23 protein-coding genes and 3 pseudogenes are annotated in these 24,657 nt (G+C 69.5%); 9 read left to right on the plus strand and 17 right to left on the minus strand.

The genetic code is table 11. The features are described from left to right. Positions 1-43: 43 nt before the first annotated feature. Positions 44-379: a Ku protein gene (locus ACFPQ9_RS37885; RefSeq protein ID WP_380863520.1), complete on the minus strand. Its 336-nt coding sequence runs from the start codon at positions 377-379 to the stop codon at positions 44-46. A 456-nt stretch (positions 380-835) separates the two neighbouring features. Here ACFPQ9_RS37885 and ACFPQ9_RS37890 point away from each other — a divergent pair. After that, positions 836-1,009 (plus strand): annotated as a pseudogene (locus tag ACFPQ9_RS37890) (ISL3 family transposase); the annotation flags it as partial. Between the two features lie 177 nt (positions 1,010-1,186). On the opposite strand, the gene ACFPQ9_RS37895 reads toward ACFPQ9_RS37890, so the two are convergent. The 4 genes and pseudogenes from ACFPQ9_RS37895 to ACFPQ9_RS37910 all read right to left on the minus strand — a co-directional run. Then, positions 1,187-1,777, minus strand: coding sequence for a dihydrofolate reductase family protein (locus tag ACFPQ9_RS37895; RefSeq protein ID WP_380863522.1), 591 nt, complete (start codon positions 1,775-1,777; stop codon positions 1,187-1,189). Between the two features lie 477 nt (positions 1,778-2,254). Continuing rightward, positions 2,255-3,574, minus strand: coding sequence for a hypothetical protein (locus ACFPQ9_RS37900; protein ID WP_380863524.1), 1,320 nt, complete (start codon positions 3,572-3,574; stop codon positions 2,255-2,257). Between the two features lie 15 nt (positions 3,575-3,589). Then, positions 3,590-3,793, minus strand: a complete 204-nt coding sequence (locus ACFPQ9_RS37905; RefSeq protein ID WP_380863526.1) for a hypothetical protein — start codon at positions 3,791-3,793, stop codon at positions 3,590-3,592. Between the two features lie 117 nt (positions 3,794-3,910). Then, positions 3,911-4,054: pseudogene (locus ACFPQ9_RS37910) on the minus strand (hypothetical protein); the annotation flags it as partial. On the opposite strand from ACFPQ9_RS37910, the gene ACFPQ9_RS37915 reads away from it, so the two are divergent. Both ACFPQ9_RS37915 and ACFPQ9_RS37920 read left to right on the plus strand, forming a co-directional pair. Continuing rightward, positions 3,992-4,747: a 2-phosphosulfolactate phosphatase gene (locus ACFPQ9_RS37915; protein WP_380863528.1), complete on the plus strand. Its 756-nt coding sequence runs from the start codon at positions 3,992-3,994 to the stop codon at positions 4,745-4,747. The pseudogene ACFPQ9_RS37910 and the gene ACFPQ9_RS37915 overlap by 63 nt on opposite strands. A 677-nt stretch (positions 4,748-5,424) precedes the next feature. Continuing rightward, entirely contained in the window at positions 5,425-6,258 is an 834-nt protein-coding gene (locus tag ACFPQ9_RS37920) for a PIG-L family deacetylase (RefSeq protein WP_380863530.1), read from the plus strand. A gap of 276 nt (positions 6,259-6,534) precedes the next feature. On the opposite strand, the pseudogene ACFPQ9_RS37925 reads toward ACFPQ9_RS37920, so the two are convergent. After that, positions 6,535-6,773: pseudogene (locus ACFPQ9_RS37925) on the minus strand (alpha/beta hydrolase); the annotation flags it as partial. Positions 6,774-6,885: 112 nt separating this feature from the next. On the opposite strand from ACFPQ9_RS37925, the gene ACFPQ9_RS37930 reads away from it, so the two are divergent. Beyond that, complete coding sequence (locus ACFPQ9_RS37930; protein ID WP_380863532.1) at positions 6,886-7,497, plus strand: hypothetical protein; 612 nt, start codon at positions 6,886-6,888, stop codon at positions 7,495-7,497. A 496-nt stretch (positions 7,498-7,993) separates the two neighbouring features. Here ACFPQ9_RS37930 and ACFPQ9_RS37935 read toward each other — a convergent pair whose 3' ends face one another. From ACFPQ9_RS37935 to ACFPQ9_RS37950, 4 genes are all read right to left on the minus strand, one after another. Beyond that, positions 7,994-8,938 (minus strand): MIP/aquaporin family protein, encoded by a 945-nt coding sequence (locus ACFPQ9_RS37935; RefSeq protein WP_380863534.1) that lies wholly within the window; start codon positions 8,936-8,938, stop codon positions 7,994-7,996. A gap of 559 nt (positions 8,939-9,497) precedes the next feature. Further along, positions 9,498-10,211 (minus strand): LmeA family phospholipid-binding protein, encoded by a 714-nt coding sequence (locus tag ACFPQ9_RS37940; RefSeq protein ID WP_380863536.1) that lies wholly within the window; start codon positions 10,209-10,211, stop codon positions 9,498-9,500. Next, complete coding sequence (locus ACFPQ9_RS37945; protein WP_380863538.1) at positions 10,208-12,478, minus strand: MMPL family transporter; 2,271 nt, start codon at positions 12,476-12,478, stop codon at positions 10,208-10,210. Before ACFPQ9_RS37945 ends, ACFPQ9_RS37940 begins: the two co-directional genes overlap by 4 nt. 73 nt (positions 12,479-12,551) lie before the next feature. Continuing rightward, a complete protein-coding gene (locus ACFPQ9_RS37950; protein ID WP_380863540.1) occupies positions 12,552-13,073 on the minus strand; it encodes a hypothetical protein in 522 nt (173 codons plus the stop codon). Between the two features lie 155 nt (positions 13,074-13,228). Here ACFPQ9_RS37950 and ACFPQ9_RS37955 point away from each other — a divergent pair, with 155 nt between their 5' ends. The 3 genes from ACFPQ9_RS37955 (at position 13,229) to ACFPQ9_RS37965 (ending at position 15,676) form a co-directional block, all read left to right on the plus strand. Then, positions 13,229-13,915 (plus strand): response regulator transcription factor, encoded by a 687-nt coding sequence (locus ACFPQ9_RS37955; RefSeq protein WP_380863542.1) that lies wholly within the window; start codon positions 13,229-13,231, stop codon positions 13,913-13,915. Beyond that, positions 13,912-15,306: a sensor histidine kinase gene (locus ACFPQ9_RS37960; RefSeq protein ID WP_380863544.1), complete on the plus strand. Its 1,395-nt coding sequence runs from the start codon at positions 13,912-13,914 to the stop codon at positions 15,304-15,306. The genes ACFPQ9_RS37955 and ACFPQ9_RS37960 overlap by 4 nt, the downstream gene beginning before the upstream one ends. Positions 15,307-15,445: 139 nt before the next feature. Then, positions 15,446-15,676 carry a hypothetical protein gene (locus ACFPQ9_RS37965; RefSeq protein ID WP_380863546.1) on the plus strand — a complete coding sequence of 77 codons (231 nt, stop codon included), beginning with the start codon at positions 15,446-15,448 and terminating at the stop codon, positions 15,674-15,676. Between the two features lie 58 nt (positions 15,677-15,734). Here the strand turns inward: ACFPQ9_RS37965 and ACFPQ9_RS37970 are convergent, their stop codons facing one another. Beyond that, a complete protein-coding gene (locus ACFPQ9_RS37970; RefSeq protein WP_380863548.1) occupies positions 15,735-15,857 on the minus strand; it encodes a hypothetical protein in 123 nt (40 codons plus the stop codon). A gap of 706 nt (positions 15,858-16,563) precedes the next feature. Then, positions 16,564-16,719 (minus strand): hypothetical protein, encoded by a 156-nt coding sequence (locus ACFPQ9_RS37975; RefSeq protein WP_380863550.1) that lies wholly within the window; start codon positions 16,717-16,719, stop codon positions 16,564-16,566. 365 nt (positions 16,720-17,084) lie between these two features. Between ACFPQ9_RS37975 and ACFPQ9_RS37980 the strand changes: the two genes are divergently transcribed. Continuing rightward, positions 17,085-20,369: a GH92 family glycosyl hydrolase gene (locus tag ACFPQ9_RS37980; protein WP_380863552.1), complete on the plus strand. Its 3,285-nt coding sequence runs from the start codon at positions 17,085-17,087 to the stop codon at positions 20,367-20,369. Between the two features lie 83 nt (positions 20,370-20,452). Here ACFPQ9_RS37980 and ACFPQ9_RS37985 read toward each other — a convergent pair whose 3' ends face one another. The 3 genes from ACFPQ9_RS37985 to ACFPQ9_RS37995 form a co-directional block, all read right to left on the minus strand. Next, the gene (locus tag ACFPQ9_RS37985) at positions 20,453-20,848 is read right to left on the minus strand and encodes a DUF2267 domain-containing protein (protein ID WP_380863554.1); all 396 of its coding nucleotides are present in this window, start codon (positions 20,846-20,848) and stop codon (positions 20,453-20,455) included. A 106-nt stretch (positions 20,849-20,954) separates the two neighbouring features. Next, the gene (locus ACFPQ9_RS37990; RefSeq protein WP_380863556.1) at positions 20,955-21,350 is read right to left on the minus strand and encodes a DUF2267 domain-containing protein; all 396 of its coding nucleotides are present in this window, start codon (positions 21,348-21,350) and stop codon (positions 20,955-20,957) included. A gap of 101 nt (positions 21,351-21,451) precedes the next feature. Next, on the minus strand, positions 21,452-21,883 hold the full coding sequence (locus ACFPQ9_RS37995) for an Hsp20/alpha crystallin family protein (protein ID WP_380863558.1): 432 nt from the start codon (positions 21,881-21,883) through the stop codon (positions 21,452-21,454). A gap of 134 nt (positions 21,884-22,017) precedes the next feature. Between ACFPQ9_RS37995 and ACFPQ9_RS38000 the strand changes: the two genes are divergently transcribed. Beyond that, complete coding sequence (locus tag ACFPQ9_RS38000) at positions 22,018-22,686, plus strand: type III effector protein (protein WP_380863560.1); 669 nt, start codon at positions 22,018-22,020, stop codon at positions 22,684-22,686. A 226-nt stretch (positions 22,687-22,912) separates the two neighbouring features. Here the strand turns inward: ACFPQ9_RS38000 and ACFPQ9_RS38005 are convergent, their stop codons facing one another. Both ACFPQ9_RS38005 and ACFPQ9_RS38010 read right to left on the minus strand, forming a co-directional pair. Further along, the gene (locus ACFPQ9_RS38005) at positions 22,913-23,245 is read right to left on the minus strand and encodes an ATP-binding protein (RefSeq protein WP_380863562.1); all 333 of its coding nucleotides are present in this window, start codon (positions 23,243-23,245) and stop codon (positions 22,913-22,915) included. Between the two features lie 307 nt (positions 23,246-23,552). Further along, positions 23,553-24,551, minus strand: a complete 999-nt coding sequence (locus tag ACFPQ9_RS38010; RefSeq protein WP_380863564.1) for a hypothetical protein — start codon at positions 24,549-24,551, stop codon at positions 23,553-23,555. Positions 24,552-24,657 lie beyond the last annotated feature (106 nt).

A 24,657-nucleotide genomic window follows, 5' to 3' on the forward strand; every position in this document is an offset into this window, starting at 1 on the left:
GGACGTTAGTGGCCTGCGGGGCCTCTTCGGCGAGCGCGACCTCCTAGCCCTCGGCCTTCGCCTTCACCAGGTCCCGGACCCCGTCCTGGTAGGTGTCGCGGTAGCGGCCGGGTCCCAGGGCCCTCACTGATGTCGATGGTCTGGGAGCGTCCCGGGCGATCTCGTCCACTTCGTCGGGCTCGACGACGATGTCCTTGCCCGCGGCTCCGTTGCCGGTGCCTTCGTTGACGCGCCGGTTGCGGATCCGGTCGGCGGTGCCGCGCTGGAGCTGGTGGAAGTGGGCGGTTTGGTCCTCAGTGGCAGTGAACAGGCCGACCGGAACGCTGACCATGCCGAAGGTGATCACGCCGGCCAGGACGCGCGTGCCATGACCGACCACTCCCAAGGTCCAGGAAGCAGCGCAAGGCGCACGCCGGGCTCGCACCGGGTCACGGACAGAGCCACACAGACCAGTGCGGGCAACAGAGCCACACAGACCAGTGCGGGCATGTGCGTGGTCCGGCGAGGGAACCCAGGTCAGTGGTGGAGTAGAGGGAGGAACGTGGGCGGCGCACGAGCGACGAGTGCGCCGCCCACGCCACCCCTCACCTTGATCCTCATCAAGCCTCGCCGCGGACCGTCGCCGGCATCGGGACGACGTAGGCCGCTCCTGCGCAGGCAGCAACCTTCGGTCTGGCGGCTTGCAGCAGGGGTACTCGCGAGGCCATGCCGTTGAGCGTGGCGGATGTGGGCTCGAGTACGGTCCGGCTGGTGGTGGCGGATGCGCAGCGCGGGACGGGGGGCCTCTGCCGGTGCACAAGGTCTTTCCCACGCCGCCCATCTGGAAGACCTCGACGTGCCTGACGCTACCTTCGGCTGCCCTGACCTGAGCACGTTCTGCCGCCTGGATGAGCTCGGACCGGTCGTGGTCGGCCAGCGTCTGGAGCCCGATCGCGCGGTCCCGGCTTGCCGGGTCCTGGAGGCCGATGACGGCACCGACGGCTCATGCCGACGCTATGGGTGTGCAGGAACCTCACCAACTGCATTGCCCGGTCCCTACTCGAGACAGGCGGATTCAGACCCGACTACACCCTGAGGTACCGGCGCGGATCGGCGTCGGCTGCCCGACCAGAGACAGCGATGCGCCGAGGCAGGCGGAGGCCTGACCTTGTGCCAGGATTCGCAGCGGACTTCTTCGCGTACCCGCTCAGATCGGTCCACGACGCACCTGATAGCGCAGATGAAGCACCCGGTTGCCCTGAAGCACCATGTCAGGGTCCTCCAACAGGTGCTGCGCGTGGACCGACCCGAAGTAGCGCTTGCCGGACCCGAACACCACGGGTACGACGTCCATGCGCACCTCGTCGACCAGACCCGCGGCAAGCACCTGGCCACCGACGTCGCCGGCGGCGACCTCGACCACGCGGTCACCGGCAAGCTCCTGCGCCTTGGCCATGGCGGCCTCCACACCGTCGACGAAGTGGAACGGCGCCTCGGGGTCCCAGCCCTCGGGCGCCGGCCGGTGCGTCACGACGACCACATGGTCGATCCCGCTCGGAGGCTTTCCGTCCCAGCCGTCCGTCAGGTCGAAGACGTGGCGGCCGGCGACCGTCACCCCGATCTGGTCCCAGTACGGCCGGGTGTAGTCGTAGGACACTTGCGACACCTTCACCACGCCGCTCTCGTCCAGCGGCACGTCACCGCTGGACAGCCAGTCGAACAGGGGTCCGGGCTGGTCGTTCTCGTCCGCGACGAAGCCGTCCACCGACACCGAGCTGTACATGACCACCTTGCCCACGAGGCTCTCCTCTGCTTCGGGTGCCCCCAAATTAGCCTGTCGTGAGCTGCCGCTCTTGTAAGAAATCAACCGGCCGGCAGCGGCCAGCCGTCCATCACGTGGCCGGGATGTTCGCGCAGGAACCGCCGCCGGAGGTCGACGTACCGGGTCGGCGTCAGCCATGGTGATCACGCAGCCGTCGACGTAGTCGGTCATCTCGATGTCGGTGGCGCCGCGGATGCGGAACGGCGCCCCAAGGTTCACGATGAGCAGCGCCGATCCCGGACGAGCGCCCGGCCGCGGACGATTGCGTGGGTTACGCGTGCCGTGTGAGCGATGGAGGATTCTCGGCCCTCCAGTGTCGCCCAGTCACTGTTCCTGTCGACTGACCGAGAGGCGGGAGTACACCTTCCCTCAGAGCCGGAAGGACATCCCGGGCACTGGCCCTGCATCACTGTGCCTATCTCCGTACCCTGCACGCCCTGACGCATCGTGCGCTCAAGGAATCTCTTCGAGCAGGTGGATCAGCGCGTGGAGTTGTGGGCTCAGCTCGTCCTCATCCAGTCCGTCCGGCATGGGGGGCGCGGTTTCCGCCTTGGTGAAACTGAAGTTCTCGTTGGCGGCCCTCCAGGCGATGGCCGGCGCGCGGACGTCGCCTGCGGCCAAGTCGTCGCGCAGGGGCAGGAGTTCTTCCAGCCACAGGCTCGGGTCGTAGTAGAGGTAGGAGCCCGCTCCGTCCGACTCCTCGCGGTGGAGTTCCAGCACGAGGTCGTCTCCGGCGCTTGTGGTCCTTACGGCCCATCCATGTCTGGCCTGGTAGGGGGCGATTGCGTCGGCGAGTGTGGCCGGCAGGCGCAGCCACAGTGTTCGCGAGCCGTTCTGGTCGAAGTGAAGCCCGGCGTCGAAGTACTGGGCGACGATTTCGTCGGCCCGCGTGCCGATCGGATGCTCGCTGATGTCGGACCACTCGTCGAGGACGAGGCAATCTGAGGTGACGTCCGCCCAGGGCAGTTCGGCGCGCAGCTCAAGCATCTGCCGTTCGGTCAAGTGACGTCCCAGGGTGCGGAACTCGTAGTACCAGTGCAGGTCTCCCTGGCGAAGTTTCTTGTCGCTGGGGACTTCGTTCAGCTGGGGCAGGGGGACCTGGCTGCGCAGGCGGTCGCGGTACCACTGCCAATCCATGATTGTCCGAGCGACGAAGCGGGCGTCCAGGTGGGTGTTGATGCCTTGTTCGATGTCGCATCCCAGGTCCCGTTCCGCCTCGTCGTGGGCGTGTGGGCGATCACCGTAGGCGTGTTTCAGGTACCAGCCGAGGAATGCGGTGCGCCGTGCGGCCTGTTCCTCGCCGTCTGCCCGCCCGATCTGAGCGTGGACCGCCCTCAGCAGCCGGGCGGGGTCGGTGTGCTCGGTCCGCATCCGTGCGAGCTGCACCCGGAAGAGCTGTACGAGGGCGCCGATGTCTCGGTCGACCTCGGCCCGGTCCTGGTAGCTGTCGGTCGGGCTTGCCAGCCGCGCCAGTGCCGCGGACGTCAGCTCGACCATGACCCTGGTGCAGGATGCGGAGCGCAGTGGGATCTCGTGCAACGTCCGCCCGTGGGCCGGCCCGCTGCCGGCCTCGGGGTGTTCCAGGAACAGCACTCTTCCCGCCTGCTCATCCAGCCAGAGCCTATGCCGAAGTCCCCCATGGGCCTCGTGCGCCGCAGCGATCTTGTCGAGTTCGCGTGCGCTGGGATTCTCGTCTCGCACACGCTGCTCAAGGCCGTCAGCGTCGCCGACAGTGCCGGTGGGAGTGGGTGGATGCTGGTGCTGCTGGCTCATGGATGGCGTCACCTCTCACAGATCGTTGCCCGTGTAGGAGAGGTTGAAGCTCTTGTTGGTCAGGGGGAAGTCGGGGACGATCGCGTCGGCCAACGCCACCGGCAGTGCGGGCCAGTTGAAGAAGGACGGGTCGACCGGCTTGACCCGGGCGAGGGTGCTGTCCGGGGTGAGTTCGACGCGGGTGGCGATGGTGCCACGCCATCCCTCGACCAGACCCACACCTGTACCCGGACCGGTGCCGGGCGAGGGTGAGGGTGCCAGGGCGGTGCCCAGCGCGTCGAGTTCACCGGTGTGGTGCTCGATCAGGGCGAACGAGGTCTCGATCTCCTCGGTGCGGACCAGGAAGCGGGCCAGGACATCGCCGCTGTCGTGGATGGGTACGCCGGGGTGCCGGCCGTGTCCTGTGAAGGAGTGCGCGTGCGCGATGCGCGCGTCGTTGGCCAGTCCGCTGGCGCGGGCGACGTAGCCGAGGCAGCCGATCTCCTGGGCGGCGTCGGCTGTCAGGACCGCGGTGCCGGTGAAGCGGTCGCGGACCGTGGAGTGGCCGAGCGGACGGCCGCCGCGAAGGCCGCGGAGGCGTACGCCCGCCGGGCAGGCGCCCAGTTGGCCGTCGACCGCCAGGCCGTCCCATCCGCCGCCCCCTGGTCCCTCGCCCCTGGTCCCTCGCCCCCGCTCACCTACTCACCTACTCACCTGCGAGACGCCCCCGTCGTCGACCGCCTCGCACCGCCGTCATCAAATGGCGCAGCCATCGCGGCCGCCGCGCCGACGGGAATCAGCGTGGTCGCCGCCTTCCTACGCAACGTCTCCTGCGTCGGGGACTGGCTCAACTCCCGCGGCTACGGCATGGCGCGGCGACCCGTCGCGGTGATCGCCGCAGGCGAGCAGTGGCCGGACGGGAGTCTGCGCCTCACTGTGGAAGACCTGCTCGGCGCGGGAGCCGTGATCTCCGAGCTGTGCGCCGAGTGCGCAGCCCCACTCTCCGCGGAGGCGGCCGCTGCGAAGGCCGGCTACGAGGGCACCGCCGACGTCCCCCACGCAATCGCCACCAGCGCATCCGGCCGCCATCCGGCCGAGACGGGATTCGTCGAGGACGTCGTGATTGCCGCCCACGAGGACGTCTGCCCCTTCGTGCCGGTCCGCGACGGCGACAGTGCCTTCATCCCCGGCTGATCACACCGCAGCACGGCCGGCACGATGGTCGCGATCCTCCCGGCCGGCCGTGCCAGCCACCTGGGCCCGGGAGTCGTACACCCTCAACACCCATCAGGACCACCGGAGCCAGTATGCGCGTGAGCGGTCCGCGGAGCTGATCGGCGAGACGATCGCAGCCTTCGACAGCTCCTCGCCGGTCATGGTGACCGACGACTTCAGCTTCGCAGCCCAGCACAACCCGGTCTACGACGCGATACTGGTCGCCGGACTCGTGGACACCTGGGAGGCGGCGAGTTCGCGCAGTCCGCTGTACGCGACCCCCATCAACGGCCTCGGGCCGCCGGAGCCCGACGGCCGGCGCATTGACCGTTGGAGCCAACGCTTGCGAGTGACCAGGCGGCCGCGTGGTCGAACGTGTCGTCGTCGCTGGTCCGCACGCCGACGGGGCGCCGAGACATGCGGGGCGCGGCCCCACCTCGTTCGCGTTGAACTCCGCCGCTTGGACCGCCCGGCGACCGAGCCGGGAACAGGCGGTCGGGCCGACACGGTTGCATCGACCGAGGGACCGGCGCCGCACGGGCGGGGAACACGGGGACCGCGAGGTCGTCCGCCCCACCAGGATTCGGGTCCCCAAGATCGCGGTGCGCCCGCCCGCGCACCCGGACCGAGACGTATTTCTGCAGGAGGACTGTTCCATGACTGACCGGCCCTTGACGCTCATGGCCGTACACGCCCACCCGGACGACGAGGCCACCGGAACCGGAGGGGTCCTCGCGCGGTATGCGGCGGAGGGCATCCGCACGGTTCTCGTGACGTGTACCGACGGCGGTTGCGGTGACGGACCGGGGGGTGTCAAGCCGGGCGATCCCGGCCATGATCCGGCGGCGGTCGCCTTGATGCGCCGTCAGGAACTTGAGGCGAGCTGTGGCGTCCTGAAGGTCACCGATCTGGAGATGCTGGACTATGCCGACTCCGGGATGATGGGCTGGCCGAGCAACGACGCCCCCGGATCCTTCTGGCAGACGCCCGTGCGGGAAGGCGCGGCCCGGCTCGCGGAACTCATGCGGCACTACCGACCTGATGTGGTCGTCACCTACGACGAGAACGGCTTCTACGGTCACCCCGACCACATCCAGGCCCACCGCATCACGATGGCGGCACTGGAGATGACCGCGCTGACACCGAAGGTGTACTGGACCACGATGCCCCGCTCAGGGATGCAGCGGTTCGGCGAGATCATGCGCGAGTTCGGTGAGGACATGCCGGAGCCGGATCCTGCCGAGGCCGCGGCACTGGCCGAGATCGGCCTCCCCGACGATGAGATCACCACATGGGTGGACACCACGGCCTTCAGCGGTCAGAAGTTCGACGCGTTGGCCGCGCACGCCAGTCAGGGCGAGAACATCTTCTTCCTCAAGATGGGCAAGGAGAGGTTCGGCGAGCTGATGGGCATGGAGACCTTCGTACGTGTCCAGGACGCCACCGGCGCGGCCATACCCGAGGACGATCTCTTCGCCGGACTGCGCTGATCCGCCGTCCGACCGGCCGCGAAGGCGCCCCGGCCGCAGGGCGTGATCGAGCGGGTCACACACCGAGGAAGCGACACGAACTCGAGGCTCTGGTGTCGGCGTCCGACATGCCATGAGGCAACGGACGAAGCAGCAGGTCACGAGGGGTCGCCGAAACCTCGGGGCGGCTGTGCACCAGCCGGCCGCGGCTCATCGAGGAGGGGCGAGACCCCTCCGCGACGAGCCGTGGCCTGGGCGACAGGGCCTACTGGCTGATGTCGGCCTGACGGTCCGGCCTCACTTCAGGTGCCGGCCGAAGAACCGGTTCCCGTCCCCTCCACCTCGAACCACGGGTGCCGGCGACCTGCCGGGCTTCCTCACGCTGGGCGCAGGGCACGTAACCCCCCGGCGAAGAAGCCGGCGCCCCTGACGCCTGGCTCGAGCACCGCCAGCCGAATGCCGACGGCGCTCCGCCCCGAGTGCCCGACCGGGCCGCCGAGCTCCAGCAGCGAATGGAGGGCGTACAGAGTGGTCCGAGCGGTCCTTTCCCGGGCCCGGCCATACGAACGGCCTATGCAGACTCGTGCAGAGCCCCGCCTCTGTCGATGATGGATGGGATCCAACCAGCCAGGCGTGAAGGATGACGGGATGCTGCGAGACGATCACGGCCGTGGCCACCGAGCCGTCGTTGCCACACTTGGCTTCGCCCTGTCAGCGGTTGTCCTCACGGGGTGCGGAGACGAGGACACAGGCTCCTCTCCCACGCCGACAACCAGCAGCCCGAACACTGCGTCGTTCTCAGGGTTGCCACCGTCGGCGCTGGCTTCCCGGGCGGCTTCCGCGATTGCTTCCGCTCATGCTTCGGCGTCGGCGGCAGCCTCCTCGGCATCTGCCCGCGCTTCCGAGTTCGAGGCATCCGTCGAAGCCGAGGCTGCCCGTGCCAGTGCGGCCGCTGAAGAGGCGCTCAAGGATGTCCAGGGGCGCGGCAACGCGGTGTCCGAGGTCGGTATGAAGGGTCTGCCCAGGAACGAGACAAGCGGGCTGCTCGCCGTGCTGGTCACGATCACCAACAAGACCAGTGACAAGGCCTCGTATGCCGTGCAGATCGATTTCGAGGATTCGTCCGGCAAGGTCGTCGAGACGAGATTCGTCGGCGCTGAGAACCTCGAACCGGGTGAGCAGGAACAGCCCATCGCCTTCAGCCGGCAGCCTGCGGACGCAACTCTCACGCCCGTTCTCGCCAAGGCCCAGCGCTACTGACGTCACGGCTGGAACCGCGAACTGGGCGTGATGGCCTGGTGGTTGTGGGACCGGACACGTCTCCGTCCAGTCCCGCCGCGGTGGAGACGGCTGCCGGGCAGGCGCCGCGAGGCCGCGCGGGCCTACACCCTTCATCGGCGTACTGGCCGACAACTTCGCGATACCTGTCCCCAACGCCCACTGCCCACTGCCCCGACTTCACGACCCCCGACGGTGAGCTCGACTGGCGCCGCCAGCTGGGCTTCGCCTTCGACCTCATCGACGCCCAGTCCACCGGCAGCGTCGCAGCCCGCCTCGTGGAACCGATCCTCAGCTCCGGCGGCATCATCGAACCGCCTCCCGGGTACTCGCGGCCCTGCAGCGCAAGTGCTGCGAGCGCGGCATGCTCCTGATCCTCGACGAACCCTGAGCGGCCTGCGCCGCACCGGCACCTGGCATCGTTGCACCGACCGCCGAGATCTTCCACAGCCTCTGGAGCTGTCGCCCGCCGCCTCTGTTACTCCTCGTCGGAGGTCGTCGGGCGCGTTCGGCCCGGCTCCGGCAGAGCACCCTGTTGGGCACGGATGTGCAGGATGTCTCCGATGAACAGGTCGTACACCAGCACTCCGATCACCCCACCGACAAAGGGCCCGACGATCGGGATCCACCAGTAGCCGCTGAACGCCCCTGACAAGCTGCCTGGGAACGCCAGGTCCTTCCACCCGGCCATCCAGGTGAGCAGGCGCGGACCGAAGTCGCGAGCCGGGTTGATGGCGTATCCCGCGTTCGCCCCGTAGGACATGCCGATGGCGGCCACCACGAAGCCGATCACCAGAGGACCGAGGTTGGCCTTCACCGCCGTATTGCGCAGGTCGATGACAGCGACGACCAGCATGACCAGGAACGCAGTGCCGACGATCTGGTCGACCAACGGGCCCCAGATGCCGCCTTGGAAATACGGTGCCGGGAAGGTGGCGAAGATCGAGAACGAGGCGAGGGTGTGACCACCCGTCTTGGGCCCTTTCATGGCGTCGTCGAACGCGTTGATGGCGTCGTGGTACACGGCGTAGACCAGTGCCGCTCCGGCGAGAGCCCCTGCTACCTGTGACACCCAGTACGGGAGAACCTTGGGCCAGGGGAATTTACGGCGTACCGCGAACGCGAGGGTGACGGCCGGGTTGATGTGCGCGCCGCTGACCCCGCCGGCCACGTAAATACCGAAGACCACGGCCATCGCCCAGCCCCAGGTGATCAGCAGCCAGTCCCCGGTTCCGAGGAAAAACGTGGTGGGCCCTGCGGTGCGACCCGAGCCGGGCAGCGCCGCGACCGCCATGGCCACTACGCCGCAACCGAAGGAGATCAGGACGAAAGTGCCCAGGAACTCCGCCAGGCATTCGCCCCACAGTCCCCCGCGCCGTCTCAGCCGAGAGGGCTTCACCAGAGGCGAGATCTCCACGGCCATGTGATCCTCCCACGCATTCGTTCAATCGTGTTCATCGTGGCTGCCCGGTCGTGAGGTGGTGCGCCGTAGTGGAAGGCTGTCAAGGCTTCGGCTTAACGAGGGCGCCACGATCGAGCGTCTCCATATGCGTACCGCGTCATCCCGGCTACGGCGAGTCGGGAGCGTCCATTGAGAGATGAATACACACTCCTGAGAAGACACTCATCGCCATGGTTCCTGTGCGGGATCCAATCGCTGCATCAAAATGGCGCAAGCCGAACGGAGCTCATTTCGCACATCGCTGCGGTGCTGTATTCGTGTGAAGCGGGCTCATCTTGATGAGAGAGGCGTGATCCCATGCCTTTAGGCCTCTTGCTCCGTCAACTGTGCGGGGTGCTTCACTCTCGGTATTCTGCTGGGGATCCTTATCGGCCGTGATCTGCCAGCCTCGTATTACGTGCTGCTCGGCGGGACCATCACAAATTTCAGGGTTGTCAGTCTCCAGCTGCTGGAACTGACACGGAGTCGGTTGGCGCGGAATTGTCGTACACCTCATACTCCTGCACGCCTCACAGAGGCATCAGACCCTCGCGCGGTCCGGCAGCCGGGCCGGGCCCGCGTCCAGTTCGATGGTCAGTCCCGTAGTGGTGACGTCGAGTGAGGTGGCCTTCAGTCCCAGGGGGTAGGCCGCGTCGTTACGGTTCGTCAGCCCGTCCTGGAGCCGGTCGACGAGCCGAGTCGGCGCCGGGCTGCCGAGGATCTCGACGTCCGCCACGTGCAGGGTGACCTGTCCGTCCTCGAGGCGCGGTTGGAGAGTGGCCTGCCCGAGTCCGCCCCGGCCCAGGGCGAGCGTGACCGTGTCGGCCTGATCGTCCAGGTGTACGGCTGTGACGGGGAGTCGGCCGTCGGGCGTGGTGGCCACGCCCCGCAGTGAGGCCGCGGGAACCTTGACGTCGGCGTGGGTGCGGGCGACGGTGCCGGAACGGTCGGCGTCCAGTCGTAGGTTCTCCAGGCGGGCACGGACGGAGACGCCGGGAATCCGGCCTAGGGTGGCTTGGTCATTGCTGATCGTCACGGCATCGATGTGCCGGTCGAACAGCGTGAGCAGTGCCGGACCGCCATCGATGTCGACGGTGCTGCCCTTGCCGAGGGCTCTCCCGGCGACGGCGGACAGACGGCTGTGGAGCAGTGTGCGGGCGGCGACTTCGGCGACAGTGGCGGTGAGCAGGACGGCCGTGAGCGCGACGGACGTGACGGCAGCGGTGCGGTGCCTTGTGAAGACGGAGCGGATCATCGGCGCTCCCCCGATGCGGCCTGGACAGGGACCGTATCCACGTCTGGAGATGCGGTGGGCGTCGGCCTCGGCGTCGGGCCTTCGGGATCCAGGTGCGGCAGGAGTCGGTCCAGCCGGCGCGGCAGCCACCAGTTGGCGCGCCCGAGCAGGTACATGGTGGAGGGGACCAGGACGAGCCTGACGACGGTGGCGTCGATGACCACGCTGACGCCGAGGCCCAGGGCGAGCATCTTGATGACCACGTTGGTGGAGAGCAGGAAGGCCAGGAAGACGCTGGTCATGATGAGTGCGGCACAGGTGATGACGCGGGCGGTGCCGGCCAGTCCGGTGGCCACGCTGAGGTGATTGTCCTTCGTGTGCAGCCATGCCTCGCGGATGCGCGAGAGCAGGAAGACCTCGTAGTCCATGGACAGCCCGAAGACGATCGCGAACATCATCATGGGCACGTACGACTCCACCGGGACGGGTTCGTCGACGCCGAACAGGCCGCCTCCCCAGCCCCATTGGAAGACCGCGACGACGACGCCGTACGCCGCGCCTATGGAGAGCAGGTTGAGCAGAGCGGCCTTGAGGGCGACGAGGAGGCTGCGGAAGACGGTGAGCAGGAGCAGGAAGGACGCCGCGACGACGACCGTGACGATGACCGGCAGACGGTCCACGACCACGTCGCGGAAGGCGAGTTGGGCCGCGGTGACACCGGTGACGTAGCCCTCGGCATCCGCAGCGGAGAGTGCGTCGGGGAGGGTGTCCTCCTCCAGGCGGTGCATGAGGTCCGAGGTGGCTTCCTCCTGGGGGCCGGTGTCGGGTGTCACCGTGGCGATGAGCAGGGCGCCGTCGTCGCTGGTGACGGGTGTGGTGACGTGGGCGACTCCCGGGGTCGACGTCAGAGCGTCGTGCAGCGAATCGGAGAGCGCCGAGGGCGCGGTGCGCTTGTCCCCGAGGTGGGCCACGATCGTGAACTGACCGTTGGTGCCGGGTCCGAAGCCGTCGGCGACCAGGTCGTAGGCGCGTCGGTCGGTGTAGTCGGTGGGGTTGGCGCCGCTGTCGACGTGGCCCAGGCGCATGGATGCGGCGGGGATGGCGAGCATCGCCAGGACAAGGCTGCCGGCGGCGAGGAAGAGCCAGGGTCGGCGGCCCACCGTGGCGGCCCAGCGGTGCCAGGTGTCGGCTGTGCCGCTGGGTTCGTCGACCGGGGTTCGCACCCGCCAGTGGTCGATGCGGCGGCCGGTGACGCCCAGGAGGGCCGGGGAGAGGGTGAGGGCGGCGACTGCGGCGACCAGGACGGTCAGGCCCGCGGCGAGACCGAGGGTGCCGATGAAGGTCACGCCGGATGCGTACAGTCCCCCGAGGGCGAGGGCGACGGTGGCTGCCGCGACGATCACCGCGCGGCCGCTGGTGGCCATCGCCCGCCCTGCGGCCTCGACAGGGTCGTCGAGGTCGCGCAGGAGCCGTCGGTGACGGGTGATCAGGAAGAGCGCGTAGTCCACGCCGACACCCAGGCCCATCATGGTGGCCAGCGTGGGCGCGGCGTTGCCGAAGGTGAACGCGGCTGCCAGGAGTCCGAGCAGTGCCATGCCCGACAGAAGTCCGACGACGGCGGTCAGCAGCGGCAGCCCGGCGGCGGCAAGGCTGCCGAAGCCGGCCAGCAGCACCACCACGGCGGTGGCGAGTCCGATCCCCTCGGACAGCCGGTCCTCGGCCTTCGGGCGGGCCAATTGGCCCAGGGGGCCGCTGTATTCGACCTGGACGCCGTCGGCCCGCAGACCGCGCACGGCGTCGTCGATGCCTTGCAGGTAGGAGGTCTCGAAGCGGGACGGGTTCTCGGTGAAGCGGACCGTCATGATGCCGGTGGTGCCGTCGGCGGAGACCGCGCCCGGTGTGCTCAGCGGATCGGCCACCGAGATCACCTCGGGCAGCTCCTTCAGCCCGGCCGCCGCGGTGCCGACGGCGTCCCGGTGCGGGTACAGGGACCCGGTGTCCGCGTGCAGCACGATCTGGGAGGCGATGCCGCGCACGGTGTCGGATCCGTGCGCGTCGAGCAGGTCGGCTCCGGTCTGTACGGCGGTGCCGGGAAGGGCGAAGTCGTCGTCGTAGCTGCCGCCCCAGGCTCGGTCGGCGCCGAGGGCGGTCAGCAGCACCAGCAGCCAGGCGGCGATCACCCACCACGGCCGTCGTGCGCACCAGCGGCCTAGCCGGTGAAGTCGGCCGACATCTGCGGGTGTTTCGCGGTGATCGGGTTGCTGGGACGTTTCCGGGGCGTTGGTCATGCCGTCGTTCCTGATCGGGCCCTCGTCGGGCAGGCGGGGTCGGCGATGCGGTGAGCAGGGTCATGCGTGGGACTCAGTCCCGCTGCCAGAAGTCGGCGCGCCGCTCCGCCCAGCGCTGCACCTGCCGGCCGTACGCGCCGGAGAGCGCCTTGTCGCGGATCTCCGTCCGCTGCTCGGTCCGCTCCTCCCCGCTGAGCCCGCGCAGTTCCTTGATGTCGTCCTGGAGTTGTCCGGGCAGCGCCTGGAAACGCCGCTGGGCCTGCTCGGCCCGGAGCTTCGCCCGGGGGCCGTAGCGCCCGTCCAGTGCGTCCTGCCAGATTTTCGTCGCCGCCTCCTGCCGCTGCGCGGGCTCCAGGGTGCGAAGCCTGCGCAGGTCTGCGCGGAGGTCTTCGGGCAGGCGAACGGGCAGGTGTCGCGGGTCGGTGGCGACGACGCCCACCGTGTCGGCGTCGGCCAGGCTGACCGCCGAGGCGCTCGGTGCCGTCGAGGGTCCGGACGACGATGTCGTCCACACGATTCCGGTGACAGTGGCGGCCGTGACGGCCAGTACTGCGGTCCCGGTCCGGCGGGACACGGCGCTGCGGATGCGGTTCACGGGGTCCTCCCCTTGCTCGATCTCGGACCACAGCCTCGCCGCGGCGTGCGAGCCGGGCGTTCGGCGAATGTTCGGGGCGTGTAAGGGCCGGTCGTCAGGGCGCTCGCGTGGAGCGGAGCTGGCTAGCATCGGGGGTGAGCTGCGAGGAGAGGCACATGGCGGAGAGCAAGGGGCTCGTCCTGGTCGTGGAGGACGAGCGGAACATCGCCGACCTCCAGCGGCGCTATCTGAGCCGGGAGGGATTCGGTGTCCATGTCGAGACCACCGGTGACGCCGCCCTGGCCGCCATCCGTCGCATGCGCCCGGCGGCGGTCGTGCTGGACATCGCGCTGCCCGGTATGGACGGCATGGAGGTCTGCCGTCGGCTGCGCGAGGAGGGCGACTGGACTCCCGTCCTGTTCGTGACGGCGCGGGACGAGGTGACCGACCGGGTTCTGGGGCTGGAACTGGGCGGCGACGACTATCTGACGAAGCCGTTCTCCCCGCAGGAGCTGGTCGCCCGGGTCAAGAGCCTGCTGCGGCGGGCCGCCGGTCCGCTGCACGACCCGGTGCGCAGGACCGGCCGCCTCACGCTGGACACCGGCCGCCGGACCCTGCACGTCGACGACCGGCCGGTGGAGCTGACGACCACCGAGTTCAACCTGCTCGCTTTCCTGATGCACCATCCCGGCCAGGTCTTCACCCGCGAGCAACTGCTCGCCCAGGTCTGGGGGTACGCCGGCTACCGGGACACCCGGGTCATGGACGTGTACGTCTCGCAGCTGCGCGCCAAGCTCGGTGACGCCAGCCCCCTGCGCACCGTCCGCGGGGTCGGCTACAGCGTCTCCGACGCCGGCCGATGAGCGCCGTGGACGGTCGTGGCTCGCTGACCAGGAGCATCGTCCTGCTCACCAGCGCCGTGGCCGCGGTCGCCGTACTGCTGACCGGGCTGTTCGCCTGGCGCACGATCCGCACCAACGCCGAGGCGCAGGAACGTGACCAGCTCGCCCGGCAGGCGGAGATCCTCGCCCGCACCCCTCCCCTGGCCTCCTGGATGCTCGACCGGCAGCAACGCATCGCGGGACCCGACGGCATCGGGCTCGCCCTCGTCCGGCCCTCGGGCGAGATCGACGGTCCGGCGGCCGCCGTCGTCGGCGCCGCAAGCCGTGACGCGCTGCTCTCCGGGGACAAGGTGTCCACAACCGCCCGCCTCGACGGCGGCGAAGTACTGGTCGAGGGAGCGCCGACCCCCACCGGCGGCGGGCTCGTGCTCACCCAGCCGATGAGGGCCGTCGACCAGGCCACCGCCCGTATGCGCGGCAGCCTCGTCCTCCCCCTGATCCTGGGCCTGACCGGCGCCGCCCTCGCGGGTGCGCTGCTGGCCCGGCGCCTGGCGCGTCCACTGGTGAACGCCGCACGAACCGCGCACCGGCTGTCGGAGGGCGCCCGCGGAGTGACGGTTCCCGCCGAAGGCCCGGCCGAGGTGGCGGAACTGGCCGGTGCGCTCAACACCCTGGACACGGCGCTGACCCACAGTGAAAGCCGCCAGCGCGACTCCCTTCTCTCCGTCTCCCACGAGATCCGCACCCCGCTGACCACGGCACGCGGTTACGCCGAGGCTCTCGCCGACGAAGTGATCACCGGCGAGGAAGTGCCCGAGGCCGGCCGTATCCTGCGCACCGAGATCGAGCGCCTCGAACACTTCGTCGGCGATCTGCTCGCCCTGGCGCGTCTGGAGGCCGACGACTTCCGCCTCGACATCGCCGAGGTCGACCTCGACGCTCTGGTGGAGGAGGCCGCGAGAGCCTGGGCCACACGCTGTGCCGGGCACGATGTCGACTTCCGTGTCGAACGTCCGGGGCGCCCGCTGCTGATCTCCACCGACGGCTTTCGCGTTCGTCAACTCATCGACGGCCTCGCCGAGAACGCGCTGCGCGTCACACCGGCGGGCCGGCCCGTCGTCCTGAGCCTGCGAGCGGCCGGTACCGGCGGGCTGCTGGAGGTCCGCGACGGCGGCCCCGGCCTCTCCGACGACGACATCGAAGTCGCCTTCGTACGCGGCGCCCTCGCCGACCGCTACCGAGGCGTCCGTCCCGTCGGCAGCGGCCTCGGGCTGGCCATCGCCCACCGCCTGGCCGGCCGGCTCGGCGGCACCATCACCGCGCGAGGACGCGCGCCCGAAGGCGGCGCCTGGTTCACCGTCCGGCTGCCCTCGCACTCCGCTGCTCTTAACACGCCCCTGACAAACCCCTGACGCAGACGTTGCCGCACCCGGCCAGGCTCCTGCCAGAACCGTGCGGAGGAGGAGCCGGATGAAGGGGAGCCGGATGAAGATGAAGAGGCTGTTAGGGACAAGGTCTCGGCGCCGCGTCGCCGCCGTCAGGGCACGGAGCATGCCCCAGCGTCTGCGCCAGGACCTCGACCAGGCTCTGGCCTTGAGGGACGACGCTGCCCGGCGAGCGGCCGTCGACCGGGTCGTCCAGGGGATCACCGCAGGTACCTACGGGCCGGCCTTCCAACGGCAGACGGAGAGCGTGGCGGCGCGCCATCGCGCCCCGTCCGACCTCGCCCACGGCACGGCCGCTTGCCGACTTCGGATGAACGACATCGGCTTCGAGCATTGAGGTTGCCGCGACACCTGTCGAGGATGCGGCGCCTTGGATGGCGCACCTGCCCGGCGGGTCAGGCGTTCTGGACCTGCTGAGCGCGGGCGGCGGCCGTCGAGGCCAACTGTTCGAACTCCCTGGACCAGCCCGAGTCGTCGGGCACCGGCTGGTATTCCAGCTCGACGAGGACGGTACCCACGCGGAGCAGGGCGACGGCTGTCGTCTCATCGAGATCGATGTGTAGTGAGTGATCGCGGTGCGCTGGTCACCGAGCTCCGGGAGGGAGATCTCCCTCGCCTTGTTGTTGGCGACGCCCGACCGGGTTTCCTCGAAACCCTTCGCGCTCAGCGCCGCACTGGGGCAGGACCACACCGTGAATTCGGCATGGACCCTCCGCGTGCTTCCGTCGTTCCAGTTGTTCGTGCCGAAGCGCGCCTGGGCTCCGGAGCACCCGTTGTCCTCGTCCTTGCCGGCCGCGAGGGACCCGGATCTCTCCCAGCCGGACGGCATGCTCGTCGGGTCCGGAACAACCCGCTTGACCTCGCTGACGTTCAGGGCCCGTACGGCATGCCGAGCGCTGTCGTCCTGCGACGACTCCGGGGAGTCGTCGGTCACGATCAGGTTGATGCCCCCGTACACGACCAGCACGACCAGGGCCAGCAACAGAGCGGCCACCAAGGCGATGACGGCCTGCCCACCCCTGGTGTTGTTGATGGTGAGCGGGCCGAGGGCGATGGAGCCGCGCGATACCGGACTTCCGGTGATCAGCAAACTGCCCGTGGCGTTGGTTCCCGGTGCCGTCAGGTGCAGTTGCAGCTCACGCCGCAGAGCCGGGTCCGCCTCGATCTCCTCCTGGAGCACGGACCGGGCCGAGTCCTGCGCGGCAGGGTCCGCCGGGGCGTGATTCAGTGTGTCAAGGCCGCCCGTCCCCGCTCCGTCGAGGCCAGCCGGGTGCGTAGGACCTCGGCGGCCGCGGTTCCGGCGCTCTGGCCGCCCGCCGCTCCGGTCGCCGTCGCCGTCATGACCGCGACGGCCATCGCCGCCAATTCGGACGTCTCCATGTGCTCCCCGATTCCGATGCACAGCACCCTCCGATGCTCCGCGCCCGGATTTCAGTTTTGCCATGCACGCGACATTCAGCCCTGGCGCCCGGGCAACTTCCAAGGCGTGAACCAGCCACGCCCCACCGCTCACAGCTGCAGCCTGGCCGTACGGAGTTCGACCTCGGGCACCTTCATCGAGCTCCGCCAAAAGCATTGACAACGATGTCAAGACCGTGATCTAGTCCGCTTTCATCCGGCCAGATGCCGCAAGGCCCTCGCACCTGCCGCGGAGCGAACACGGCCCCCGCGCCCGCCACTTGGAGATCACCTCTCACGCCCCCAGCACATGACGGCTGAGGAACAGGAGACAGGAGTCCCATTCCATGCACAGACCCCTGCAACGCATACGTACCCGCGCATCAACCGTGCTCGCCGCACTGCTCGTCGCCGGCGCCGCTCTGAGTCCGGCGCCCGCTGTCGCCCAGGACTCCGCGGCCGGCGGCCAACTCACCTCCCTGGTCAACCCGTTCATCGGCACGCAGAACTTCGGCAACACCTTTCCCGGCGCGAGTGCCCCCTTCGGCATGGTCCAGGTCAGCCCGGACACCGGCGGCCAGGGCGGCTACGACTACCAGCAGGACAAGATCCATGGATTCAGCCAGACCCACCTCTCCGGCGTCGGCTGCTCCGTCATGGGCGAACTGCCGCTCATGCCGACGACCGGAGCCATCGACAGCGTCAACCCGGATGACTACCGCTCGGCCTACTCGCACGACGACGAGGACGCCGAACCCGGCTACTACCGCGTCGGGTTGAAGACGTACGGCATCGACGCCGAGCTGACCGCCACACCGCGTACGGGATGGCAGCGCTACACCTTCCCCTCGACCGACCGCGCCAACGTCCTGTTCAACACGGGCAAGGCCAACCAGAAGGTGTACGGCTCGGAGGTCCATGTCGTCGGCGACCGTACGGTCGAGGGCCGTGTCGAGGCGGGCAACTTCTGCGCGGGCAAGGACCGGCACACCGTCTACTTCACGGCGACCTTCGACCGGCCCTTCGCCTCGCACGGCACCTGGCGGGGCAACACGCCCTCCCCCGGTGAGCGCGACGCGGCCGGCGAGGGCGGCAACGGCGCCTGGGTGACCTTCGACGCCGCCGCCGACCGCGACGTCGTCGTCAAAGTGGGGCTCTCCTACACGGGCGTCGAGGGCGCCCGCAAGAATCTCAAGGCGGAGACGGACGACTCGTACGACTTCGACGCCACCCGCGCCGCACTGCACGCGACCTGGGAGCGGCAGCTCGACGCCGTCCGGATCGGCGGCGGTCCGGAGCAGCGACAGCGCGCTTTCTACACGGCCCTCTACCACGCGCAGTTGCACCCGAACCTCGCCGGGGACGTCGACGGCCGGTACGCGGGCTTCGACGGGAAGACGCATCTGGCGTCGGGGTTCACGCCGTATCAGAACCTGTCGCTGTGGGACACCCACCGGCCGCAGAACCAGCTGCTGCAGATGCTGCAACCGAAGGTCGCCCGTGATGTCGCGTTGTCGGTCGTCGCGATCGGACGGGACGGCGGCTGGCTGCCCCGCTGGTCGCTGGCCAACAGCGAGACCAACATCATGACCGGCGACCCGGTCACTCCCTTCCTGGTGGAGGCGTGGTCCAAGGGCCTGCTCGCGGGCTACGAGAAGGAGGCGTACGCGCTCCTGCGGAAGAACGCACTCAGCACGCCGCCGGACGACTCCCCCTACAACGGCCGTGCGGGGGTGGCCGCGTACCAGGAGCGCGGCTACATCCCCAGCGGGCTGGAGCCGGGGAAGGACTGCGCGGACAAGGGCGGGGACAACGACTGCCGCCATCCCGCCTCGGCGACCCTGGAGTACGCGGCGGCGGACGCGTCCCTTGCACTGATGGCCAAGGCCCTTGGGCACAGCGCTGACGCCCGTGTCTTCGCGGCACGCGGCCAGTGGTACCGCAACCTGTGGGATTCCTCCATCAAGCAGTTCCGGCCGCGCACGACCGACGGCACCTGGCTGACGCCCTACGACCCCGTCGAAGCGGGGCACCAGTTCCATGAGGGCGGCGCCCACCAGTACCAGTGGCTGGTGCCCCAGGACCCGGCCGGGCTCGTCTCCCTGATGGGCGGCAAGCGGGAGACCGAGAGGCGGCTCGACGCGTTCTTCGCCTACGACAAACTCCTCGCGGACCCTGCCAGGACCGCTCGCGAGGACTGGATCTCAGCCCCGTACGACTACTACGGCAAGCCCACCTACAACCCGAACAACGAGCCCGATCTCCACGCCCCGTACCTGTACATGTGGGCCGGCGCACCGGCCAAGGCCGCCACTGTGGTCCGTGCCGCGATGACGCTCTTCACGGACGGGCCCGACGGCATGACCGGCAACGACGACCTGGGCACCATGTCGGCCTGGTACGTCTTCTCCTCCCTGGGCCTGTACCCGACGACGAACGGTGGCGACTTCCTCGCCGTCTCCAGCCCGCAGTTCCCCTCCGCCGTCATCCGCATCGGCGCATACGGCGACCAGCAGGGCGGCACCCTGACCGTCAAGGCACCTGGTACGAGCGACGCCCAACGCTACGTGCGGCAGGCGAAGTTCGGCGGGAAGGATCTGCGGGCCACGTGGCTTGACTGGGACGCGGTCGCCAAGGGGGGAAAGCTCGCCTTCGAGATGGCCGACGAGCCCTCGGCGTGGGGTACGGGCAAGGGCGCCGAGCCGCCGTCGGTGAACCGCGCGGCAGCCGACTCCCGCCGCCACCTGGACGCCTCGCTGCGCACCGGCTCCGACGTTCTGCCGACGGCTGACAGCGCACAGAGTGTCCGTCTGCAGATGGACGTGCTGGGCCAGTCCCCCGGCACGCTGCGGGTGAACATGGCGGCGAAGGCCCCCAGTGGCTGGACCGCGAAAGTCTCGGAACCCTTCACGCTCGCCTCCCACCGGCTCCCCGTCCAGCGGACCGCGGCGGTGGAGGTGAGCGTGCCGGCCGGCACCCCGCCGGGGACGTACTCCGTCCGGATCACGGCGAGCGCGAAGGGGGTGAAGCCCGTGGAGCGCCTCGCGACCATCGAGGTGCGCGCGGCGGCCCACTGCGCGGCTGACGCCGGTGACGAGTGCGCCGTCGACCTGGACAAGGAGGTGAACCGCGACGGAACCGCGACTGTCGCGGCGTCCGGCGAGGGCGACTTCGATGGATCGGGATGGAGCTTCGACGGTGATCTGCTGCCCGCGGCGGGTCCGGTCGTCTGGGACGGCGTGACGTACGACGCCCCCGATCCGTCCGGAACGGCCCTCAACTTCGTCGAGACCCGCGGCCAGGCCATGCTGCTGCCGGCCGGGTCGTACGGCGCGCTGCGCCTGGTCGCCGTGGCCCACCACGGTCCGGTGACCACTGCGCTCACCGTCCGCTACACCGACGGAAGCACCAGCGAGGTTCCGGTGACCGTCGGCGACTGGGCGGGAGCGACACCGCAGGGCAGTTCCGTGGTGCTGGACATGCCGCACCGGATCAAACGCGGGCAGGGCGTGGACGGCCCGCCGGTGCGTCTGTTCAGCGCGTCAGCGAACCTCGACGCGTCCAAGACGGTGCGTTCTGTCGGTCTGCAGAACGATCCTCGGGTGCAGATCTACGCGATCACTCTCCGGTAGGACTCCGCACGTCGCCTGTCCGTCGGCCCCGGCCATCCCGTAGGGCCGGGGCCTGCGCTCCTTGTCGCGATCAGGTCCTGCGTTTATGCGGCTGGGATGAGTTCGGCGCGGCCGAACAGTAGCGAGTAGCCGGAGGGGAGTTGGCGCAGGATGCGGGTGAGGAGGTCGGGGCCGGCCAGGTCTGCGACGGCACCGAGGACGGAGCCGGTGTCCCAGCGGGTGGGGCCCATGGGGGCGCCGGTGCGGGAGGCGAGGTCCTGGACGAAGCCCCAGCCGGTCAGCGGTTGGAGGTCGGGGATCTGAGCGGTGAGGATGCGTGCGGCTTCGACGGGCAGGCGGCCGGCGAGTTCGACGCGTTCGTCGCCCGTCAGCTGGCGTCCGAGTCCCGCGAGGACCAGATGGACGGCTTCCTCGGCTCTCTCCCGGGTGGGGTAGGCACCTTCGTAACGGACCTTCTCCAGCATCTGCTCGTAGGTCATGACGGGCGGGTGCTGGAGCGGTGCACGCCGGTCGGACATCACTGGTGTAGCTGCCTTTCTTCTTCTGTGGTGGTGGCGCCCGCGGGGCGCGCGGACGCCGGGGTGGTCAGGTGGGCTGGGGGCGGCCGAAGAGCAGGTCGTAGCCCGCGGGGAGCTGGAGCAGGATCTGCCCCAGCAGGTCCTCGCCGGCCGCGTCGGCGACCGTGCTGAGGACGGCGCTGACGTCCCAGGCGGCGGTCTGTTCGGTGGCTCCCTCGATCCAGGCCGCCGTCGCCCGCACGAACCGCTCCGGTGACAGCGGTTCGGCGCTTTGCAGAGGGTTGAGCAGGATCAGGGCGAAGCCTTCCGGCAAGCGCGCCGCCAACTGGGCGCGCACCTCGCCGACCAGGTGCGCGCCCAGCAGTGCGAGCACCACGCGGGCCGCGCGTTCCGCTTCCCGCCGACTGCCGTACTCGCCGCGTTCTGTCACCTGGTCGAGGAACGCTTCCCATCGCACCGTCATGTCGGCCGCCACCCTTCGATCAGTCCCGGTGGTGCGGAGGACGGGGTGAGGGGGAGATCAGGTGCCCGTCCTCCGCCGCTGTTGGGCCCGCAGCGCCCGGTTCAGCCGGAGATCTCCTTGCGGTCGGATCCTGCGCCGATGGCGATCTTGCGGGGCTTGGCGCGTTCGGCGATCGGGATGCGCAGGGTGAGCACTCCGGCGTCGTAGTCGGCCTCGATGTGCTCGGTGTCCAGGGTGTCGGCCAGCACGATCTGGCGGGAGAAGACGCCCAGCGGCCGCTCGGAGAGTTCCATCTGCACGTTGTCGGACTTCGCCAGGGGGCGGCGCTCGGCCTTGACGGTCAGCATGTTGCGTTCGACGTCGATGTCGATCGCCTCCGCGCTGACGCCGGGGAGGTCGAAGGCCACGACGTACTCGTCGCCCTCGCGGTAGGCATCCATCGCCATCGCGGCCGGCTTCGACCAGGTGCCCGGCCCCATCAGCTGCTGAGCCAGCCGGTCGAGTTCACGGAAGGGATCGGTGCGCATCAACATCACGAAACACCTCCAGCAGGTTCGGGCAGTTGCTGCCAATGCGCTTCACTGAAACCGTTGTAACATGTCATCCAATGGATGACAAACAGGATGTCGTCGGACGGATGACAGCCGACGACCCGAGGGAGGTGCCCATGACCGCAGCCGACCAGCCCGCCTCTTCCACCGCCTCTTCCCGTGCCGACGCCCACAGCCCGGCCTCGTTCCTCGCCGCCGCGGCGGCCCTGCACGCCATAGACGATGCCCTGCGCACCGCCCGGCACGAGACTCCTGACGCCCCCGCCACGAGCGACGTCGGCCCGGAGCAGGCCCTGGCCTCCCTCCTGCTGCTGCGGCAGGTCCGCGAACAGCTCGCCGACTGGGAAACCGGCCTGATCGAAACGGCCCGTCACGCCGGAGCCAGCTGGGCCGACCTCGCCCACCCCCTCGGTGTGGCCAGCCGCCAGGCAGCCGAACGCCGCTACCTGCGAGGCCGCCCCGGCCCCCCAGGGACCACCGGCGAACAACGCGTCCAGGCCACCCGCGAACGCCGCGCCGCCGACCGCACCATCGCCCTGTGGGCCCGCCGCAACGCCGCCGACCTGCGCCGTATCGCCGGCCAGATCACCGCGCTCACCGACCTCCCCACCGCCGCCGCCCTTCCACTCAGCCGGCTCCACACGGCCCTCGCCCACGACGACCCCGCCGCCCTCATCCACCCGCTGAACGCCGCCCGCCCTCACCTGACCACCCACCACCCCGACCTCGCCGCCCGACTCGACACCCTCACGAACTCCGCCACGACGCCAGTCGCCCTCGACTGACCGACAGCCGGCAAACGGGCGGGCGGGACCGGCTACGCCGGCCAGAGTCAGTTCAGGCTGGGCCGATCGCGCGGGGCTCCGATCCGGCTCGCCCAATCGACCGGGTCCGACCGGCCGGCCATCCCAGTTCATGGCCGTACCGCACGGGATGCCGCTCGCGGTGATTCGCACCGGTAACGCGCACGTTTACCGGAACTGCTGTCGTGGCTGACACGCCGGCGGGGTGTCAAGGCATCAGCTCGGCCCATCGAGTGGCGCCAGTCTCGTGCCCGACGGTGCCGTGGCGGCTCGCCAGGGCGGCAACGATGTGCATGCCGCGACCGTGTTCCTCCATCGGGTCGGTCCGCGGTGGCTGGTGGAGCCGCGGACCGCCGTCCGTGACCTCGATACGGAGAACGGCGCAGGGAGCACAGCGGATCCGAAGGGCTGCCGGCGGGAGGGCATGGGTGACAGCGTTGGTGACGAGTTCGGAGATGACGAGCAGGGCGTCCTCGCGCATCGATGGCGGTACGTGCAGGCGTGCGAGGAAGTCGCACACGGTGTGGCGTATCCGGCTCACGTCTTGGGAACCCGCGCACCTGAGGGCGAGATGGCCGTCTTCTGCGCCATGGGTGCCGGCTCCTGGCCGGCTGCGCTCGGGCCGGCGGGGCTCGATGTCCAGGGCGCCTGGGTCCGCTGCGAGCAGTTGTACCGGCCCGGTGGGTTCGGGGAGTGCCTCAGTAGTCATGGCAACCTCGCGTTGTCCGCGGATGCGCCGAGCGATGCGTCGGCTTCACTGGTAATAACCAGATATGACCAGCTTGACCCTGCGTGCGTGGGGTGTCAATGAAATCCGGCCAGGATCTCTTGTCGTCTGCGCTTGTGGATCAGCGGTCCGTGGGCCGGTTCCTTGCCCGGAAGGACCGGCGATGTTCCTTCTGGATTTGCTGCAGCGGGTCGCCGTCGAGTTCCCAGGGCCAACTGGTCGCGACTGCCGAGATCGCCTCGAAGACCGGCCATGCCTCGCTCGGGCGCGTGGCATGCATCAGCACGTAGGCGAGGAGGTTGAGGTCGGCGAATGCCGCTGCATGCCTGAGGAAACCCGGCTGTGTCCAGGTCTTGAGGGCTTGGTCGACCAGCGCGATCTCCTGCGGCTGGCTCCAGTGCCGGCGCGCGGTCAACGCCGGGATCCCGCCCGCCGTCAGGACCCGGCGGTACCGCTCCAGGGAGGCGGCGAGGCCTAGCGCCGTCACGGGGCACCCCAAAGGCGCGGCGACCGTGACGGAGTCGAGGAATCGCACGGTCAGGGCGTTGGAGCCGCATTCTTCCGGAGAGACGTAGTGCAGCATCTGCCAGTGCGCTTCCCGATTCCAGCGGTCCCGTGCCTTGACCGCTTCCCACACCGGCTGCACAGCCTTCCCTGGTGCTCTCTGCATCCGCTGGCAGCTGAGCAGGGCGACCCAGGGGGCAGGGTCCGCCGGCACGAGCTCCGCCGCGCGTCGACACAGGCTTACGGTGCCCTCGACGTCGAGGGCGGCTCCGCTCGAGCGGGCCCGGTGGATGTCGGCGTACACCTGAAGGAGCAGGGCGTCGGCGTTGGTGTGGTCCCGTTTTCGCCACTGCCCGGCGAGGACGGAGGCTTCGGGCATGGCACTGAGCACGAGCAGTCGGTGCAAGCGCCGGTCCCAGTCGTGGCCGGGGTCACGCAGTGCCTGCTCCATGGGGTAGGTGAGGGCGCCACGGTCGTTGGCTTCGGCGAGGTTGTTGCCCTGGGCGGCGATCTGGGCCGCAAGATGCGTGATGGTGCGGGCCAGTTGGCCGTCGTCCAGTGCCGGGCTCAGCCGACGGGGCGGCCGTGGACGTCGTCTTCGGGGCCACATGGTCACCTGCTCCTCCAGTCCGGTCGGGTGGTGCGGCAGCGGGGCCGGATGGCCGCTGCCGCACGGCGGTACTCCGGCGGGGCATGGGCCGAGGGGAACGCCTCACCACACG

The organism is Streptomyces coerulescens (assembly GCF_042657965.1).
Lineage (GTDB): Bacteria > Actinomycetota > Actinomycetes > Streptomycetales > Streptomycetaceae > Streptomyces > Streptomyces coerulescens.

Coding starts and splice junctions, on each gene's coding strand:
- ACFPQ9_RS37900 (WP_380863524.1), bottom strand. CDS start 3,574: ATGAGCCAGCAGCACCAGCATCCACCCACTCCCACCGGCACTGTCGGC.
- ACFPQ9_RS37945 (WP_380863538.1), bottom strand. CDS start 12,478: ATGACCAACGCCCCGGAAACGTCCCAGCAACCCGATCACCGCGAAACA.
- ACFPQ9_RS37960 (WP_380863544.1), top strand. CDS start 13,912: ATGAGCGCCGTGGACGGTCGTGGCTCGCTGACCAGGAGCATCGTCCTG.
- ACFPQ9_RS37935 (WP_380863534.1), bottom strand. CDS start 8,938: ATGGCCGTGGAGATCTCGCCTCTGGTGAAGCCCTCTCGGCTGAGACGG.
- ACFPQ9_RS37965 (WP_380863546.1), top strand. CDS start 15,446: ATGCCCCAGCGTCTGCGCCAGGACCTCGACCAGGCTCTGGCCTTGAGG.
- ACFPQ9_RS37920 (WP_380863530.1), top strand. CDS start 5,425: ATGACTGACCGGCCCTTGACGCTCATGGCCGTACACGCCCACCCGGAC.
- ACFPQ9_RS37955 (WP_380863542.1), top strand. CDS start 13,229: ATGGCGGAGAGCAAGGGGCTCGTCCTGGTCGTGGAGGACGAGCGGAAC.
- ACFPQ9_RS37995 (WP_380863558.1), bottom strand. CDS start 21,883: ATGTTGATGCGCACCGATCCCTTCCGTGAACTCGACCGGCTGGCTCAG.
- ACFPQ9_RS37990 (WP_380863556.1), bottom strand. CDS start 21,350: ATGACGGTGCGATGGGAAGCGTTCCTCGACCAGGTGACAGAACGCGGC.
- ACFPQ9_RS37930 (WP_380863532.1), top strand. CDS start 6,886: ATGCTGCGAGACGATCACGGCCGTGGCCACCGAGCCGTCGTTGCCACA.
- ACFPQ9_RS37985 (WP_380863554.1), bottom strand. CDS start 20,848: ATGACCTACGAGCAGATGCTGGAGAAGGTCCGTTACGAAGGTGCCTAC.
- ACFPQ9_RS37940 (WP_380863536.1), bottom strand. CDS start 10,211: ATGATCCGCTCCGTCTTCACAAGGCACCGCACCGCTGCCGTCACGTCC.
- ACFPQ9_RS37975 (WP_380863550.1), bottom strand. CDS start 16,719: ATGGAGACGTCCGAATTGGCGGCGATGGCCGTCGCGGTCATGACGGCG.
- ACFPQ9_RS38000 (WP_380863560.1), top strand. CDS start 22,018: ATGACCGCAGCCGACCAGCCCGCCTCTTCCACCGCCTCTTCCCGTGCC.
- ACFPQ9_RS37980 (WP_380863552.1), top strand. CDS start 17,085: ATGCACAGACCCCTGCAACGCATACGTACCCGCGCATCAACCGTGCTC.